The 15,243-nt window shown below is 68.2% G+C and carries 17 protein-coding genes; 14 read left to right on the plus strand and 3 right to left on the minus strand.

The window, feature by feature from the left end; genetic code table 11:
• The first annotated feature begins 2 nt into the window (after positions 1 to 2).
• The 6 genes from ACZ5BH_RS05585 to ACZ5BH_RS05610 all read left to right on the plus strand — a co-directional run bounded on the left by ACZ5BH_RS05585 (position 3) and on the right by ACZ5BH_RS05610 (position 4,124).
• Positions 3 to 1,745 (plus strand): chloride channel protein, encoded by a 1,743-nt coding sequence (locus ACZ5BH_RS05585; RefSeq protein WP_464890927.1) that lies wholly within the window; start codon positions 3 to 5, stop codon positions 1,743 to 1,745.
• A gap of 69 nt (positions 1,746 to 1,814) precedes the next feature.
• The gene (locus ACZ5BH_RS05590) at positions 1,815 to 2,078 is read left to right on the plus strand and encodes a hypothetical protein (protein WP_464890928.1); all 264 of its coding nucleotides are present in this window, start codon (positions 1,815 to 1,817) and stop codon (positions 2,076 to 2,078) included.
• 149 nt (positions 2,079 to 2,227) lie between these two features.
• Entirely contained in the window at positions 2,228 to 2,692 is a 465-nt protein-coding gene (gene soxY, locus ACZ5BH_RS05595) for a thiosulfate oxidation carrier protein SoxY (protein ID WP_464890123.1), read from the plus strand.
• Between the two features lie 31 nt (positions 2,693 to 2,723).
• Entirely contained in the window at positions 2,724 to 3,041 is a 318-nt protein-coding gene (gene soxZ / locus ACZ5BH_RS05600) for a thiosulfate oxidation carrier complex protein SoxZ (protein ID WP_464890929.1), read from the plus strand.
• A 103-nt stretch (positions 3,042 to 3,144) separates the two neighbouring features.
• Positions 3,145 to 3,468 (plus strand): iron donor protein CyaY, encoded by a 324-nt coding sequence (gene cyaY / locus ACZ5BH_RS05605; RefSeq protein WP_464890930.1) that lies wholly within the window; start codon positions 3,145 to 3,147, stop codon positions 3,466 to 3,468.
• A complete protein-coding gene (locus ACZ5BH_RS05610; protein WP_464890931.1) occupies positions 3,465 to 4,124 on the plus strand; it encodes an alpha/beta hydrolase in 660 nt (219 codons plus the stop codon). Before cyaY ends, ACZ5BH_RS05610 begins: the two co-directional genes overlap by 4 nt.
• Positions 4,125 to 4,423: 299 nt before the next feature.
• Here ACZ5BH_RS05610 and ACZ5BH_RS05615 read toward each other — a convergent pair whose 3' ends face one another.
• Positions 4,424 to 5,029 (minus strand): DUF938 domain-containing protein, encoded by a 606-nt coding sequence (locus ACZ5BH_RS05615; protein ID WP_464890932.1) that lies wholly within the window; start codon positions 5,027 to 5,029, stop codon positions 4,424 to 4,426.
• A gap of 132 nt (positions 5,030 to 5,161) precedes the next feature.
• Here ACZ5BH_RS05615 and ACZ5BH_RS05620 point away from each other — a divergent pair, with 132 nt between their 5' ends.
• Positions 5,162 to 6,220 carry a c-type cytochrome gene (locus tag ACZ5BH_RS05620; protein ID WP_464890933.1) on the plus strand — a complete coding sequence of 353 codons (1,059 nt, stop codon included), beginning with the start codon at positions 5,162 to 5,164 and terminating at the stop codon, positions 6,218 to 6,220.
• Positions 6,217 to 6,660 carry a hypothetical protein gene (locus ACZ5BH_RS05625; protein WP_464890934.1) on the plus strand — a complete coding sequence of 148 codons (444 nt, stop codon included), beginning with the start codon at positions 6,217 to 6,219 and terminating at the stop codon, positions 6,658 to 6,660. Before ACZ5BH_RS05620 ends, ACZ5BH_RS05625 begins: the two co-directional genes overlap by 4 nt.
• A gap of 6 nt (positions 6,661 to 6,666) precedes the next feature.
• Here the strand turns inward: ACZ5BH_RS05625 and ACZ5BH_RS05630 are convergent, their stop codons facing one another.
• Positions 6,667 to 9,507, minus strand: coding sequence for a class I adenylate cyclase (locus ACZ5BH_RS05630; RefSeq protein ID WP_464890935.1), 2,841 nt, complete (start codon positions 9,505 to 9,507; stop codon positions 6,667 to 6,669).
• Positions 9,508 to 9,657: 150 nt separating this feature from the next.
• On the opposite strand from ACZ5BH_RS05630, the gene ACZ5BH_RS05635 reads away from it, so the two are divergent.
• The 3 genes from ACZ5BH_RS05635 to ACZ5BH_RS05645 are packed head-to-tail and all read left to right on the plus strand — an operon-like array spanning position 9,658 to position 11,138.
• A complete protein-coding gene (locus ACZ5BH_RS05635; protein ID WP_464890936.1) occupies positions 9,658 to 10,452 on the plus strand; it encodes a sensor domain-containing diguanylate cyclase in 795 nt (264 codons plus the stop codon).
• Positions 10,453 to 10,497: 45 nt separating this feature from the next.
• Positions 10,498 to 10,740, plus strand: coding sequence for a FitA-like ribbon-helix-helix domain-containing protein (locus ACZ5BH_RS05640; RefSeq protein ID WP_464890937.1), 243 nt, complete (start codon positions 10,498 to 10,500; stop codon positions 10,738 to 10,740).
• Positions 10,737 to 11,138, plus strand: coding sequence for a type II toxin-antitoxin system VapC family toxin (locus ACZ5BH_RS05645; protein WP_464890938.1), 402 nt, complete (start codon positions 10,737 to 10,739; stop codon positions 11,136 to 11,138). The genes ACZ5BH_RS05640 and ACZ5BH_RS05645 overlap by 4 nt, the downstream gene beginning before the upstream one ends.
• A 137-nt stretch (positions 11,139 to 11,275) precedes the next feature.
• On the opposite strand, the gene argH is transcribed toward ACZ5BH_RS05645, so the two are convergent.
• Entirely contained in the window at positions 11,276 to 12,685 is a 1,410-nt protein-coding gene (argH, locus tag ACZ5BH_RS05650) for an argininosuccinate lyase (protein ID WP_464890939.1), read from the minus strand.
• A 63-nt stretch (positions 12,686 to 12,748) separates the two neighbouring features.
• On the opposite strand from argH, the gene ACZ5BH_RS05655 reads away from it, so the two are divergent.
• Genes ACZ5BH_RS05655 through ACZ5BH_RS05665 form a run of 3 tightly spaced genes read left to right on the plus strand, consistent with a single transcriptional unit; the run spans position 12,749 to position 15,079 of the window.
• The gene (locus ACZ5BH_RS05655; protein WP_464890940.1) at positions 12,749 to 13,819 is read left to right on the plus strand and encodes a sensor histidine kinase; all 1,071 of its coding nucleotides are present in this window, start codon (positions 12,749 to 12,751) and stop codon (positions 13,817 to 13,819) included.
• On the plus strand, positions 13,797 to 14,531 hold the full coding sequence (locus ACZ5BH_RS05660; protein ID WP_464890941.1) for a LytR/AlgR family response regulator transcription factor: 735 nt from the start codon (positions 13,797 to 13,799) through the stop codon (positions 14,529 to 14,531). The genes ACZ5BH_RS05655 and ACZ5BH_RS05660 overlap by 23 nt, the downstream gene beginning before the upstream one ends.
• Positions 14,528 to 15,079, plus strand: a complete 552-nt coding sequence (locus ACZ5BH_RS05665) for a DUF1415 domain-containing protein (protein ID WP_464890942.1) — start codon at positions 14,528 to 14,530, stop codon at positions 15,077 to 15,079. Before ACZ5BH_RS05660 ends, ACZ5BH_RS05665 begins: the two co-directional genes overlap by 4 nt.
• Positions 15,080 to 15,243: the final 164 nt, after the last annotated feature.

A 15,243-nucleotide genomic window follows, 5' to 3' on the forward strand; every position in this document is an offset into this window, starting at 1 on the left:
TCATGAGCCGCCTGCAACGCGCCTTCGCCCGCCGCCTGCACCACTTCCGGGTGGCGCTGGCCCGGCCCGATGCCATCCTCGCCCTGTCGCTGCTCGGCATCGTGGCCGGGGTGCTGGCCGCGGCCACCATCATCGCCCTGCGCCTGCTGGTGGAGTGGGGCCAGCGCCGGCTGCTGCCCGGCGTGCCGCCCGAACACTACGAACAGCTCGACCCGCTGCTGCGCCTGCTGGTGCCCCTCGGCGGCGGCGTGCTGATCGCCCTGCTGTTCCGGCTCACCCCGACCGACAGCCACCGGGTCGGGGTCACCCACATCCTCGAACGGCTGGCCTACCACCAGGGCCGCCTGCCCTGGCGCAACGCCCTGGTGCAGTTCGTCGGCGGCGCCATCAGCATGATCAGCGGCCACTCGGTGGGCCGCGAAGGCCCCAGCGCCCACCTGGGCACCGCCTCCTCCAACCTGCCCGCCCAGGCCCTGGCGCTGCCCAGCAACAGCCTGCGGGTGCTGGCCGCCTGCGGGGCCGCCGCCGGCATCGCCGCCTCCTTCAACACGCCGCTGGCCGGCGCCGCCTTCGCCATGGAAGTGCTGTTGCTGGAATACACGGTGGCCGGCTTCGCGCCGGTGATCCTGGCCACGGTGAGCGCCACCACCCTGACCCGCGCCGTGTTCGGCAGCGATCTGGCCTTTGCCGTGCCGCCCCTGACCCTCGGCCATCTCACCGAGCTGCCCTGGATCTTCCTCGGCGGACTGCTCGCCGGGCTGGTGGGGGCAGGCTTCAATGCCCTGTTCCGCACCGTGGCCCGCGAGGGCGGCCGCCTGCCCGAATGGCTGCGCCCGCTGCTCGGCGCCCTGCTGGTGGGGCTGTGCGGCCTGGCCATGCCCGAGGTGCTCGGCATCGGCGACGACACGGTGGACCGGCTGCTGCACGGCGAAAACCTGCTGTGGACCTCGCTGCTGGCCCTGCTGGGGCTGAAGATCCTGGCCACCACCGGCGGCATCGGCCTCGGCCTGCCCGGCGGCGCCATCGGCCCCATCCTGTTCATCGGCGCCACCTTCGGCGCCCTGTTCGGCGTGATCGGCGCCGCCCTGGGCTTCAACGAGACCGCCTCCATCGGCCTGTACGCCATGATCGGCATGGGCGCCATGATGGCCTGCACCCTGCAGGCGCCCATGGCCGGCCTCATCGCCATCCTCGAGCTGACCGGCAATCCCAGCTTCATCCTGCCCGGCATGCTGGCGGTGGTCACCGCCACCATCACCGCCGGCCACGTGGGCCGCCGCGAATCCCTGTTCATGGGCCTGCTGCGCAGCTGGGGCATGGACTACCGCAACGATCCGATCAGCCAGTCCCTGCGGCGGGTGGGGGTGGCCAGCGTCATGGATCGCCGGATTGCGGTCCTGCCCCGCGAAGCGACGGCCGAAGCGGTGGACAAGGTCCTCGCCGAGGCGCCCCTGTGGGTTCTGGTCCGCGATGAAAAACAGCCCGACACCCTGCTGCCGGCGGTGGATCTGGCCCGGGCACGCAAGGAGGCCCCCGATACCGAAACCTACGATCTGCTGGCCATCCCTGCGGATCGCCGCCAGGGCGCGGCCATCGATCTGGGTGCCAGCCTGCTCGAAGCCCAGCAACGCCTGGCCGAGAGCGGTGCCGATTTGCTGTACGTGATCAGCCAGACCGTGCCGGGCGTACCCCGGGTGTACGGCACCCTCTCCCGCGACGACATCGAGCGCGCCTACCGCCTGTGAGCCGCCCACGGCTTGCAATCGGCCCCCGCCAACCCCACTACCGGAATACCCATCAGAGGAGGCTGATCCATGGAACCCGACGACAAGCTGGAATCCCTGCTCGGCGATCTGAAACAGTACCGGGACGAGCTGCGGGTGCAGATGCACCTGGCCAAGGCCGAACTGCGCGACGAGTTCGAGGCGCTGGAAACGCAGTGGGAAAAGCTCCAGCCGCGCTTCGAGGCCGCCGCAAGGGACGCCGCCGAGGCCGGCAGGGAGGCCCTGGATTCGCTGACCGAGGCCGGCGAAGCCCTCCTGAAGGGCTTCAAGCGGATCCGCGACGACCTCAAGTGACTCCCGTTTTGCACGATCCATCGTGCAAATTGCACGATGCAAGGGCCTTATTGCGTTTCCAGTTCTGCGTAAGCCATTGATTTATCAATTCCTCCAAACTGGCCCGTTCCTTGCCATGGAAGCGGGACAACCGTTAAGGAGGAACCCACATGCAACGCAGAACTTTCCTGAAAGGCTCGCTGGCCGGCACCGCCGTGGCCGTGGCCGTGGGCGCCGGCCTGCTGACTCCGCGCGCCGTACTCGCCGCCTGGCCCAAGAGCGCCTTCGAGGCCAAGAAGATCGATGACGCCCTGGCCAAGCTGTTCGGCGCCGCCGACAACACCCCCAGCGACAAGATCGCCATCAAGGCCCCCGACATCGCCGAGAACGGCGCCGTGGTCCCCGTCTCCGTCAAGGCCAGCCTCGACGGCGTCGAGTCCATCGCCATCCTCGCCGCCAAGAACGCCAACCCCCTGACCTCCAGCTTCACCCTCGGCAACGGCGCCCTGCCCCAGGTCTCCACCCGCATCAAGATGGGCAAGACCTCCGACGTCATCGCCGTGGTCAAGGCCGGCGGCAAGGTCTATTCCGCCCGCAAGAACGTCAAGGTCACCATCGGTGGTTGCGGTGGCTGAGGCCACGCTTTAACGAAGAGGATTCAACACAATGGCTAGCAAAACCATCAAGCTCCGCGCCCGCGCCAAGGGGGACACGGTCACCGTCAAGTGCCTCATCAAGCACCCCATGGAGACCGGCCTGCGCAAGGACAAGAAGACCGGCAAGGTCATCCCCGCCCACTTCATCCAGGAAGTCGTCGCCAAGCACAACGGCAGCACCGTGCTCACCGCCGACTGGGGCCCCGCCGTCTCCAAGAACCCCTACCTGTCCTTCGCCTTCACCGGCGGCAAGCCCGGCGACACCGTCTCCATCAGCTGGGTCGACAACACCGGCGACAAGGACAGCGCCGAAGCCAAGATCAAGTAAGTCTGACTCCCGCAATCCCTGCGGTCCCGGCGAAGGTGCTCCCCGGCACCTTCGCTTTTTTTTGCCTTGGCGTAGAATGGCGCTCGTCAATCAGGAGGGAAAAATGGACGAATCGGAATTCCACGACCGGGTCGATGATCTGCTGCTGGCCCTGGAGGACGCCGTCGAGGAGAGCGGCGCCGACATCGACTACGAAACCGCCGGCGGCATCCTCACCCTGCGCTTCGCCGACGGCAGCCAGATCATCGTCAACCGGCAGACCCCGGTGCGCCAAGTCTGGGTGGCCACCCGCAGCGGCGGCTTCCACTTCGACTACGACGAGTCCGGCGAGCGCTGGGTACGCGAAGGCGACGGCAAGGAGCTGTTCGCCGCCCTGAGCGAATGGTGCAGCGAACAGGCCGGCGAGACGGTGACCCTCGAGCCGTGAGCGAAGCGCTGCTGCCCGCCGTGGAGATCGGCCCGGCCGACGCCGAGGCCAGCGTCATCTGGCTGCACGGCCTCGGCGCCGACGGTCACGACTTCGAGCCGGTGGTGGCGGAACTGGGCCTTGCCGGCGTGCGCTTCGTCCTGCCCCACGCCCCGCCGCGCCCCGTCACCATCAACAACGGCTACGTGATGCCGGCCTGGTACGACATCCTGGGCATGGACTTCACCGCCGCGGAAGACGCGGCGGGCATCGAACAGTCACGGCAGCGCATCGAGGCCCTGATCGCCCGCGAACGGTCGCGGGGCGTGGCGGCCGGGCGCCTCGTCCTGGCCGGCTTCTCCCAGGGTGGCGCCATCGCCCTGCACACCGGCCTGCGCCATCCCGAACCCCTGGCCGGGATCCTGGCCCTCTCCACCTACCTGCCCCTGGCCGATCGCCTGGCCGACGAGCGCCATCCGGCCAACGCCGACACCCCCATCTTCATGGCCCACGGCCTGCACGACCCGGTGGTGCCCCTGCCCCTCGCCGCAGCCAGCCGCCAGCGCCTCGACGCCCTCGGCTATCGCATCGAATGGCACACCTACCCCATGGAACACAGCGTCTGCCCCGAAGAGATCGCCGACCTCCGCGCGTGGCTGATGCAGGTGCTGGGGTAGCTGTGGTCGTGCTCGGTGGAAGGAACACGGAGTTTGTTTGAGATGAGGCGCTGGTACGCTTTGGTTGCGATGTGCACTTGCCTGTAGGAGCGGCGCGAGCCGCGATTCTGCAATCGCAGGGAACAGGTTGCGGATAACGCCACTCGGACAAGGTTCAGGCGGCAACACGATCTGCGTATCGCGGCTTGCGCCGCTCCTACAGATGGATCACCTCGCCTCACTGGGCAATGACTCAAGCCCACACACTCTCGGTGTCTCCGTGCCCTCCGTGTTGTTTGCAGTCCACCCGAAAACATTCCTCACCGCTCGATGACGCGACACTTCTGCCAGACCACGAGCTTGTTGTCGGCCGGCATGTCGTGCAGGGCGATGCGCAGGAGGTCGTGTTCGCTGGCCAGGGTGTCCAGATCCTCGAGGTTGCGCACACCCATGCCGGGGTCGCGCGCCTTCAGCCAGGCGTCGAAGCGGCGGTTGCTCTCGGCGGTGTATTCGCCGCCGATGTTGAAGGGGCCGTAGAGCAGGAAGCGGCCTTGGGGCGGGAGCAGGCGGCCGATGCCGGCGAACATCCGTTCGACCACGGGCCAGTGCATGATGTGCACGGTGTTGGCGGAGAACACCGTGTCCACCTCGCGCACCGGCCAGGCCTCGCGCGTCACGTCCAGTTCCAGCGGGCCCTGGAGGTTGGGCAGATCGGCCTCGGCCAGCCAGGCGCGGATCCCGGGGTGGTTTTCGGCCACGTCGCTGGCCAGCCAGGTGAGATGGGGGAAGGCGGCGGCGAAGTACACGGCGTGCTGGCCGGTGCCGCTGCCGATCTCCAGCACCCGCCGCGATTCGGGCAGGTACTGTTCGAGCACGTCGCGGATGGGCCGCTTGTTCTGCTCGCAGGCTTCGGAACAGGGTTTCATGGCTTTTCCCGTCGGATCCACGCCGGAAGCGGCCTGGATCGGTCAAATATTAGCGTTGTTTGATATTCGTCAATGGCCCTCGGCCCGCAGGCAGTTTACAATCAATCCAACCCGAACCGAGGATCGAGATCGATGCGCGCCATTCGCCTGCTGTTGCTTCTCCTGCTGTTGCCACTGGCCGGCGTCGTGCTTGCGAAGGACGCCGAACTCGAACGGGGCGAGGCCCTGTTCCGCCAGCACTGCGCCGCCTGCCACGGCTACGACGGCAATGGCGGCGTGGGCGTGCCGCTGGCCCTGCCCGACTTCCAGTACTCGGTGACCAACCGGTTCCTCGAGACCACCATCCGCATGGGCCGGCCGGGCCGGATCATGCCGGCCTTCAAGAGCCTCAGCGATGCCGACGTCAAGGCCATCGTGAAATACGTGCGCCGCTGGGCGCCGGGCAAGCCCTACCGCTATCCGGTGGAGCCGGTGCGCGGCGATCGCGAGCACGGCAAACAGCTCTACGCCAAATACTGCGCCGCCTGCCACGGCCCCAACGGCGAGGGCGGCAAGGGCACCGGCGTGACCTTCTCCCGACCGCGGGATCTGCCCATCATCCCGCCGGCCCTGAACAATCCCGGCTTCCTGGCCGCCGCCTCGGATCAGTTCATCAAGGCCACCCTGATGAACGGCCGCGAGGGCACGCCCATGGTCTCCTTCCTCAAGCAGGGCCTCTCGGAGCAGGACATCAACGATCTGGTGGTCTTCGTGCGCTCCTTCGAGGACAACCCGCTGCCGGTGCACCAGCAGCCCATCGAGACCGATCAGGCCACCATCGTCTACGATTCGGAATACGATTTCCAGACCACCATCAACAATCTCAAGGACGCGGCGGTCGGCAACAACTTCATCATCATTCGCGAACAGAAACTGGAGACCGGCTTCGTGCCGCCCGGCCAGGAGAACCCGAAGCAGCACATCATCTATTTCTGCAACTTCGGCTTCCTGAACAAGGCGCTGGCCATCGATCCGCGGGTGGGCCTGTTCCTGCCCTGCCGGGTGACGGTGGTGGAGAAGGAGGGCAAGGTCAAGGTCTATGCCATCAATCCCACCCGTCTCTCGCGGCTGTTCAACAACGTGGAGCTGAACCGGCTGTGTCATGAGATGAACGACACCTACGTCTCCATCATCGAGGACGCCACCCTATGATCCGCAAGCCCCTGTTCCTGCTTCTGCTGTGGCTGCTGGCCGCGCCGGCCCTGGCCGAGGATCTGCTCATGGCCCGCATTCCCATGACCTTCCCCGAGGCCATGCTCAAGCTGCAGAACGTGCTCAAGGCCCACGGCCAGACCCTCTCCCGGGTGCAGCGGGTCGACATCGGCCTGACCTCCAAGGGCTACAAGACCGACAAGTACCGTGTGGTGTTCTTCGGCCGCCTGGACGAGATCCGCGAGGTGAGCGAGAAATACCCCATGCTCATCCCCTACGTGCCGCACAAGATCGCCATCTTCGCCGAAGAGGACGAAACCCTGATCGTGGCCGCCAACCCCGAGCGCCTGTTCCCGGAGAAGGATCCGGCCCTGCAGAAGTTCGTGCGCACCTGGAAGGCCGATCTCGAGGCCATCTTCCACGACATGCGGGAAGAGTAAGGCGCCTCAGACGAGTTCCGCCAGGGCCGCCTGCAGGCGGCTTTCGATGCGCTGCTTGCACTCGAGATAGCGCACGGTCTGCACGTGGCCGCCGTCCTCGGCGAGGAGGCGGGGGGCGAGATCCACGTCGGTGACGTGGATGGGATAGGCTTCGCCGTCGCGGCGCAGGGCGAGGATGTGGCGGGCCACGGCCCGGAACAGATCCGCGCCGTGCTCGAGGCTGGAGAACTCCTGCTCGCCGCACACCAGGGTGTAGCTCGGCTCCCCGTCGATGCGATCCACGATGGCCTGCAGGCGCAGGTAGGGGGCCGAGCGCAGAAAGGCATTGAGGCTGTGCTGGACCACGGTGCGCCGGCCCTCGCTGTCGCGCTCGATGCGGTAGAAGTGCACCGCCTCCACCCCGACCTCCGCCGCCGGGCCGTCCGCGCCGCGCAGCCGCGGCAGGGTGGCGTCGAAGAACTCCCGGTACTGGCGCACCAGGCTGACCACGTCGTAGAGGGGATGGGTCTGCTCGGCCAGGCTGCCCCGTTCGTCCACCACCCACACCTGCACGCTGTCGCCACGGCGCTCGTAGAAGCACTGCACCCAGCCGGGCCGGTCGTGGCGGTAGATCAGGGGCAGGATCTGATCGGCCGGGGTCTCCTCGTCGAACACGGTGGGGGCATGCCGGGCCCGGGGCCGGCCCAGCCAGGCCTTCAATTCATCCAGTTCGCCGGGGTTGGCGTAGCGCAGTTCGCCATCGGCCTGCCAGAGCACGAAGTAGTCCCATTCGATGCCGAGCACGAAGCGGGTGCCGGGCACGGCCCGCGTGCGGTCGAAGACCGCATACAGGGTGGCGAAGAGGGCTTCGATGCGCCGGGCGATGGCCGGGCCGCGGTAGGTGGAATGGCACACGGCGTTCAGCGGCGGCGGCCGCCGGCCATCGGGCGGCGCCCAGCGCATGAAATCCTGCAGGCACTGCATCAGCCCCTCCGCCCCGCTGTAGCGGAAGGTGAGCACCTGCTGCCAGCTTGTCACCAGCACCTGGTCGAGGCTCAGGGCCAGGTTCTCGAGCCGCCCGCCGTACTTGAGCGCGTCGGTGCGGCTGGAGGTGAGGTGCTCGCCGCGCCGGGTGTGCGTGGCGAAGGGATCCAGACCCAGATCGATCACCGTGAGCACGGCGCGGATCCGCTCCGCTCGGCGCAGATCCTCGGTGCGCGCCGGCTGGGGCTGGCCGTCGGGGAAGATCCGGCACAGGTGATCGACGATCTGCAGCAGCTCCCGCTCGCTCAGATCCGTGCCGGAGGAATACAGGGCGATGACGGTGCGCCGGTCGATGATCCGGTTGAAGTGGCACCAGGCCAGCAGGGCCATCAGGCTGTAGTCCCGCTTCAGGGGGGCGTGCAGGCCCACGTCGGCGGGCGGGACCACGCCGGAGAAGACCATCCAGTGCCGCCGGCCGTCCTCCCGGGTCAGCTCGTGAAAGCTCACGTGGCTCTCGTGCAGATCCGGCGTGATGCCCTGGTAGACGATGTCGATCTTGCCGGCCTTGCGTTCGAAGGCGGCGTACAGCTTGCGCCCCAGCACCGTGAGATCCCCGGCGCGGATGGCGTGGCCCTCGCTCTTGGTGCGGGCGAACAGGGAGAGATAGCGGTAGGTCTGGGTGAACTCGCGGATCAGCTCGCGGCGTTCGGCGAGCACCGCTTCCAGTTTCCACTGCGCACGGGTATCCAGCCGCACCAGTTGCGAGGGATGCCAGCCCCAGCCATCCACCCGCGCCTGCAGCAGGTCCCGCCGCCAGCCGCCACCGCGTGCCTCGCTCAGCTTCAGGCCCACCTTGAAGTAGAAGCTGCGCCGGGCCAGTGCCAGGCGCTCCGGCTGGCCGGCGCGGGTCAGGTAGTCCTCCACCTTGTCGAGCATCATCAGGTAGGGGTCGAGCTTGTCGATGTCCGCCTCGCCGGCATACACCGCCTGCTTGAAGCGCAGGCCGAGCAGATCGGCGCGGGGATACTCGGTGGCGTAGGCCTCCATGAGGAGGATCTTCAGCAGCGACTTGTAGGGCGCATGGATCGACTTGTACAGCAGCCACAGGGTGGCGCCGTAGAACTCGTCGGCGCGCACCCGGTTGAGTCCGCCCAGATCGATGTGCTCGCGGGCGTGGACCAGGCGCTTGCGCTTGATGTCGGCGGCCACCGTGTCGTAATCGGCCTCGTCCTCGGGCGGCACCAGCCACCACAGGGGCGTGCGTCCGGCCAGCAGCACCGAGGTGCGGTAGAACTCGTCCAGCAGCAGGTAGTGCAGGGCCGAGCCGGTGTTCTCGGGGCCGAGGGGGCCGTGGTCGCCGGCGCGGAAGGCGGCCGGGTCCACCAGGAACAGGTTGGCCTCCACGCCCTGGCCGCGGGCCCACTGCTCGATGGCGGCCGCCTTCACCTCCAGGCGCTTGACCTGCTCGGGGGCCAGATCCTCGGCGTGGCAGATCCAGATGTCGAAGTCCGAGCCTTCGGAGAAGGCGATGGTGCCGGTGCTGCCCATCATGAACAGCGACTGGATCTCGAAGCGCCGGTAGGCCCGCTTGCGCCAGGCGAAACTGCGGAACCGGCGGCGCGCGCTGCGCAGCACCCCGGCCGCGGGCGAGAAGTCCGGCAGCCCGGCGGGGGTGTCCCTGTCCACGTAGCCCGGCAGGGCCGGGTGGTTGACGTGGAACAGCAGCGGCAGCAGGTCGAGAAACTCCCGTTCCGGCGTGCGCAGATCGGCCCGTGCCCGGCGCAGGCGCTGGCGGTTCAGCTCGACGAAGCGGGCCTTGATGGCCCGGAAATCGTGCTCCCGGGCGTCCTCGAGGCGAGGGGTGTGGCGGACGAAACGGCTCATGGTCATGGAAATATCGGCCAGCGGGGCCAAAACTCCACCATGAAAAAGTGGCGAGGGACGAGGGACGAGGACCGAGGGGAGCGGGGAAGGCCTTGCGCTGGAGGGCGGGGGCGGGGTAGTTTTGGTGGCCCCCCGGACGAGAAGGCCGTCATGCTCGAAACCCTGGATACCGACACCTGCCGCGAGCTGCTCGCCGCCTGCCCCCTGGGCCTGCTGCTGATCGATCCCGAGGGGCGCGTGGAATGGATGAACGACCGCCTGCGGGAGTGGCTGGGCGATGCCGCCACCGTGATCCAGGGGCACGGCGCCGAGGCCGCCCCCGAGGGCCTTGCGGCCCTGTGGGACGACGAACCCTCGGTGGCGATTCCGCCCCACGGCGAACAGGCGGAGACCCGCTGGCTGCTCGGCCACACCCACCGCCTCGCCGACGGCCGCCGGCTGCAGTATTTCAGCGATGCCAGCCCCATGAAACAGCTGCTGGCCGAGCGTGACGACCTGCTCGCCGAGCTGGACGAGCTGACGGTGACCGACCCCGACACCGGCATGCCCAACCGCCGGGCCCTGTCGGCCCAGCTGGCCACCGAGGTGGCCCGCAGCCGGCGCTACGGCAACCCCCTGTCCGCCATCGTCATGCGCCTGGAAGGCCTGGAAGGCTCGGCCGAGGCCATCCGCCAGGTGCTCGTGGCCATCCGCAACCTGCTCAACGAACAGCGCCGCTGGGCCGACACCATCGGCCGCCTGGACGAGGACGAGTTCCTCTTCATCCTGCCCGAAACCGGCCTCGAGGCCGCCCGCCACGTGGCCACCATGACCCGCGAACGGCTGGACAGGCTGGCAACCGAGAACCCCGCGATGAAAGTAAGCGCCCGCTTCGGTGTGAGCGAATGGCGCAAGGGCGACGACGTGGGGCTGATGATGCAACGGGCGCGGGAGGAGCTGGACTGAGCAGGTCCTCTTGAAAAACCACCGAATTGCCACCAGAATGGTGGCATGGCTTCCATCACCATCAAGAACATTCCCGACGATCTCTATGCGCGGCTCAAGCAGGCCGCCAGGGCCCATCACCGTTCCGTGAACGGGGAGCTGATCCACTGTCTCGAATCGGTCCTCAAACCGGAAAATGTTCCACCGGCGGAACAGCTTTCCCGGCTGCGACGCCTGCGTGAAGGCATCCCGGAAGAGGGCATCACGCCCGAATCGATTCGCCAGGCCATCGATCAGGGTCGGGCGTGATCGTCGCCGATACCAATCTCATCGCCTGTCTGGCCCTGCCCACCGTCTGGACCGAATCCGCCGAACGGCTTTTCGCCCGCGATCCCGAATGGGTGGCGCCACTCCTGTGGCGCAGCGAGTTCCGCAACGTGCTGGCGCAGCACCTGCGCAAGGGCCTCCTGCGTTACGAACAGGCGCTGGCGCTTCAGGAAGAAATGGAATCCCTGTTCCGTGGCCGGGAGTACGAGGTGACTTCGCTCGACGTGCTGACCCTGGTCAACGAAAGCGACTGTTCCGCCTACGACTGCGAGTTCGTGGCCCTGGCCCGGCATCTGGGGGTGCCGCTGGTGACGGGGGATCGCAGGCTGGTACGCTGCTTCCCGGAAACGGTCCGGCATCTGGAATCCGCTGCTGGATAGCAAAACGGCAGCACCGCGGCGCTCGAGCCACCCTGCGCGCACCGCCGCAGGTCGGCCTGAAGGCCGACAAGGGTTTTGTGCCGATCCATGTCGGCCTGAAGGCCGACCTACCTGGCGCGCCTTGTCGTTGAAGCCCTTCAGCGGGCCAGGGGGAAGTCTTCGAGCCGCCGGCGGGCCCGTTCGATGGCGGCGCGGACCTGTTTGGGGGCGGTGCCGCCGAGGTGGTCGCGGGCGGATACGGAGCCTTCCAGGGTGAGCACGTCGTACACGTCCTCGTCGATGGCGTCCGAGAAGCGGCGCAGTTCCTCGAGGGGCATCTCCGAGAGATCCCGGCCCGTGTCGAGGCCGAGGCGCACGGCCTTGCCGACGATCTCGTGGGCGTCGCGGAAGGGCACGCCCTTGCGCACCAGGTAGTCGGCCAGGTCGGTGGCGGTGGAGAAGCCGCGGCGGGCGGCTTCGCGCATCTGCTCACGCCTGACCACGATCTGCGGCATCATGTCGGCGAACAGGCGCAGGCAGCCCTTGACGTTGTCGAGGGTGTCGAACAGGGGCTCCTTGTCTTCCTGGTTGTCCTTGTTGTAGGCCAGCGGCTGGCTCTTCATCAGGGTCAGCAGGCCCATCAGGTGGCCGTAGATCCGGCCGGTCTTGCCGCGCACCAGCTCGGGCACGTCGGGGTTCTTCTTCTGCGGCATGATGGAGGAGCCGGTGCAGAAACTGTCGCCCAGATCCACGAAGTCGAACTGCGCCGAACTCCACAGCACCAGCTCCTCGGAGAAGCGGGAGAGGTGCATCATCAGGGTGGCGCAGGCGGCCAGCAGGTCGATGGCGAAGTCGCGATCGGAGACGGCATCCAGCGAGTTTTCGCAGATGGCCTCGAAGCCCAGTTCGCGGGCGGTGAACTCGCGGTCGATGGGATAGGTGGTGCCGGCCAGGGCGGCGGCGCCCAGGGGCATGACGTTGACCCGCCGGTGGGCGTCGCGCAGGCGGTCCTGATCCCGCATCAGCATCTCGCACCAGGCCAGCATGTGATGGCCGAAGGTCACCGGCTGGGCGGTCTGCAGGTGGGTGAAGCCGGGCATGATGGTCTCGGCCTCGCGCTCGGCCAGCCCCAGCAGGCCTTCCTGCAGGCGGCGTAGCTCGCGGGCCAGCTCGCGGATCTCGTCGCGCAGATAGAGACGGATGTCGGTGGCCACCTGGTCGTTGCGCGAGCGGCCGGTGTGGAGCTTCTTGCCCACCTCGCCGATCCGCTCGGTCAGGCGCGCCTCGATGTTCATGTGCACGTCCTCGAGGGCCGTGGACCAGGTGAACTCGCCCCGCTCGATCTCGCCGCGGATGGCCTCCAGGCCCGCGACGATCTGCCGGCATTCCTCCTCGCTGAGCACCCCCACGTGGGCCAGCATCCGCGCATGGGCGATGGAGCCGGCGATGTCGTGCCGGTAGAGGCGGCGGTCGAAGCCCACCGAGGCGGTGAAGGCCTCGACGAAGGCATCGGTGGGGGCGGTGAAGCGGCCCGCCCAGGGCTTGTCGATGGAGTGCTCTTCGCTCATGCAAGGGATACCGGATGGGGAAAACCGGCGGCAAGTATACCGGTTTTGGGCAATAATGCCCTCATGGCCCTGCTGCCCAAGCCCCGCCAATGCCCGGATCTGTTCCTGCCGGACCTGTGCGCCATGCGCGCGGTGTTCAACGTGATCCTGATCGCCGAGCTGGCGGCCTTCGTGCTGGCCCTGGCGCCGCTGGAGATCGGCGCCGCCGAACGCTGGGAACGCCTGGGCATGATCTCCCTGTTCGTGCAGTGGTGCGCGCTGCTGAGCTGCCTGGCTCTGTGCCTGGCCCGCCCCTGGCTGTGCCGGCTGGACAACCGCCGCGCCGGCTTCATCGCCTACGGCCTGGTGCTGGTGGTCGTGGCGATCGTCACCGAACTGGCCTACTGGCTGGTCCACGCCCCGGCCTATGCCCTGGATCTCGACTGGCACTGGCGCTTTCTCGGCCGCAACCTGCTGATCGCCGCCCTGCTGACCGGGCCGGTGCTGCGCTATTTCTACGTCCAGCATCAGTGGCGGATGCGCCTCGAGGCCGAGAACGCGGCCCGCCTGCAGGCCCTGCAGTCGCGCATCCGGCCCCACTTCCTGTTCAACAGCATGAACACCATCGCCTCCCTGGTGCACGGCGATCCGGACCGGGCCGAGGCGGCGGTGGAGGATCTGGCGGATCTGTTCCGCGCCTCCCTGAGCGACAGCCGCCAGCGCATCCCCCTGCGCGACGAGCTGCAGCTGTGCCGCCGCTACCTGGCCATGGAGGCCCTGCGCCTGGGCGAGCGCCTGCAGGTGGAATGGCGGCTTGACGATCTGCCCGACGACGCCCTGCTACCGCCCCTGCTGCTGCAGCCGCTGCTGGAGAACGCCGTCTACCACGGCATCGAACCCCTGCCCGAGGGCGGGCGGATCACCATCGAGGGGCGCCTGGAAAACGGCCGGGTGCGGATCCGGGTGCACAACCCCTGTGCGCGCGGCGGCCACGCACGCCAGGGCAACCGCCTGGCCCTGGACAACATCCGCGAGCGGCTGCGCGCCCTGCACGGCGAGCGCGGCAGCCTGACCGTCGACGCCGGTGAAACCGGCTACACTGTGGAACTGGGCTTCCCCTACCAGAGCGAAGATGAAGATCCTGATCGTCGATGACGAAGCGCCCGCCCGCCTGCGGCTGCGCAGCATGCTCGAACGGCTTCCCGATACCGCGGTGATCGGCGAGGCCCACAACGGCCTGGCGGCGGTGGAGGCCTGCCGCCGCCGGCTGCCCGACGTGGTGCTGCTGGACATCCGCATGCCGGGCATGGACGGGCTGGAAGCGGCCGGCCACCTGGCCCGCCTCGATCCGCCGCCGGCCATCATCTTCACCACCGCCTACGACGACTACGCCCTGGCCGCCTTCCGCAGCCACGCCGTGGACTACCTGCTCAAGCCGGTGCGCCGGGAACAGCTCGAGACCGCCCTGCAGGCCGCGCGCCGCCCCAACCGGGCCCAGCTCGAGGCCCTGGCGGACGCGGCGCACGGCGACGGCGAGCCCGGCCACATCAGCGCCCGGGTGCACGGCAACATCGTGCTGGTGCCGGTGCCCGAGATCCGCTACTTCCAGGCCGAGCACAAGTACGTGACCGTGGGCCACGCCGACGGCGAAGTGCTGATCGAGGACTCGCTGGTGCAACTGGAGAAGCGCTTCGGCGAGCGCTTCCTGCGCATCCACCGCAACGCCCTGGTGGCCCGCCAGTATCTGCAGGCTCTGGAAAAGCAGGCCGACGGCCGCTGCCACGTGCGCCTGGCCGGCGTGGACAAGACCCTGGAGGTGAGCCGCCGCCACCTGCCCACGGTGCGCCGGATCATGAAGGAAGGATGAACGACGCGGCCGCCATCGACGCCATGCGCGCCTGGGTGGAGACCGTGGTGGTGGGCGAGAACTTCTGCCCCTTCGCCCGGGGCGTGCTCGCAGGCGAACGTCTGCGCTACGCGGTGGCCGACGGCAGCGATGCGGAAGCGGTGCTGCAGACCCTGGTGGCCGAATGCCGGCATCTCGATGCCCACCCCGGCACCGAGACCACCCTGCTGCTGGTCCCGCGGGGCTTCGACGACTTCGACGCCTTTCTCGATCTCACCGCCCTGGCCGACGATCTGCTCGAAACCCTGGGTCATGCCGGCACCTACCAGCTCGCCCACTTCCATCCCCGCTACCGCTTCGCCGACTCCCTGCCCGACGATCCGGCCGACTACACCAACCGCGCCCCCGTGCCCGCCCTGCACCTGCTGCGCGAAGCCAGCCTGGCCCGGGCCGTGGACGCCCACCCCGATCCGCAGGGGATCCCGCAACGCAACGTGGCGCATGCCCGCCGTCTCGGCCTCGAACACCTGCGCGGCCTGCTCGCACGCTGCCGTGGAGAGGAAAAGTAGGCCGGCTCCAGCGCAGCGGAGCCGGCGTGCTGGCCAAGCCTTCCGTGTCGCGTCGGCTCCGCTGCGCTTGAGCCGACCTACCCGACGGGGATCCTTGGTGAATTTGGCACATTCCCCTGTAGGAGGAGCGGCGCAAGCCGCGAATCATGCAGGGACGAGTGGCG

It is taken from the genome of Thioprofundum lithotrophicum (assembly GCF_055387065.1).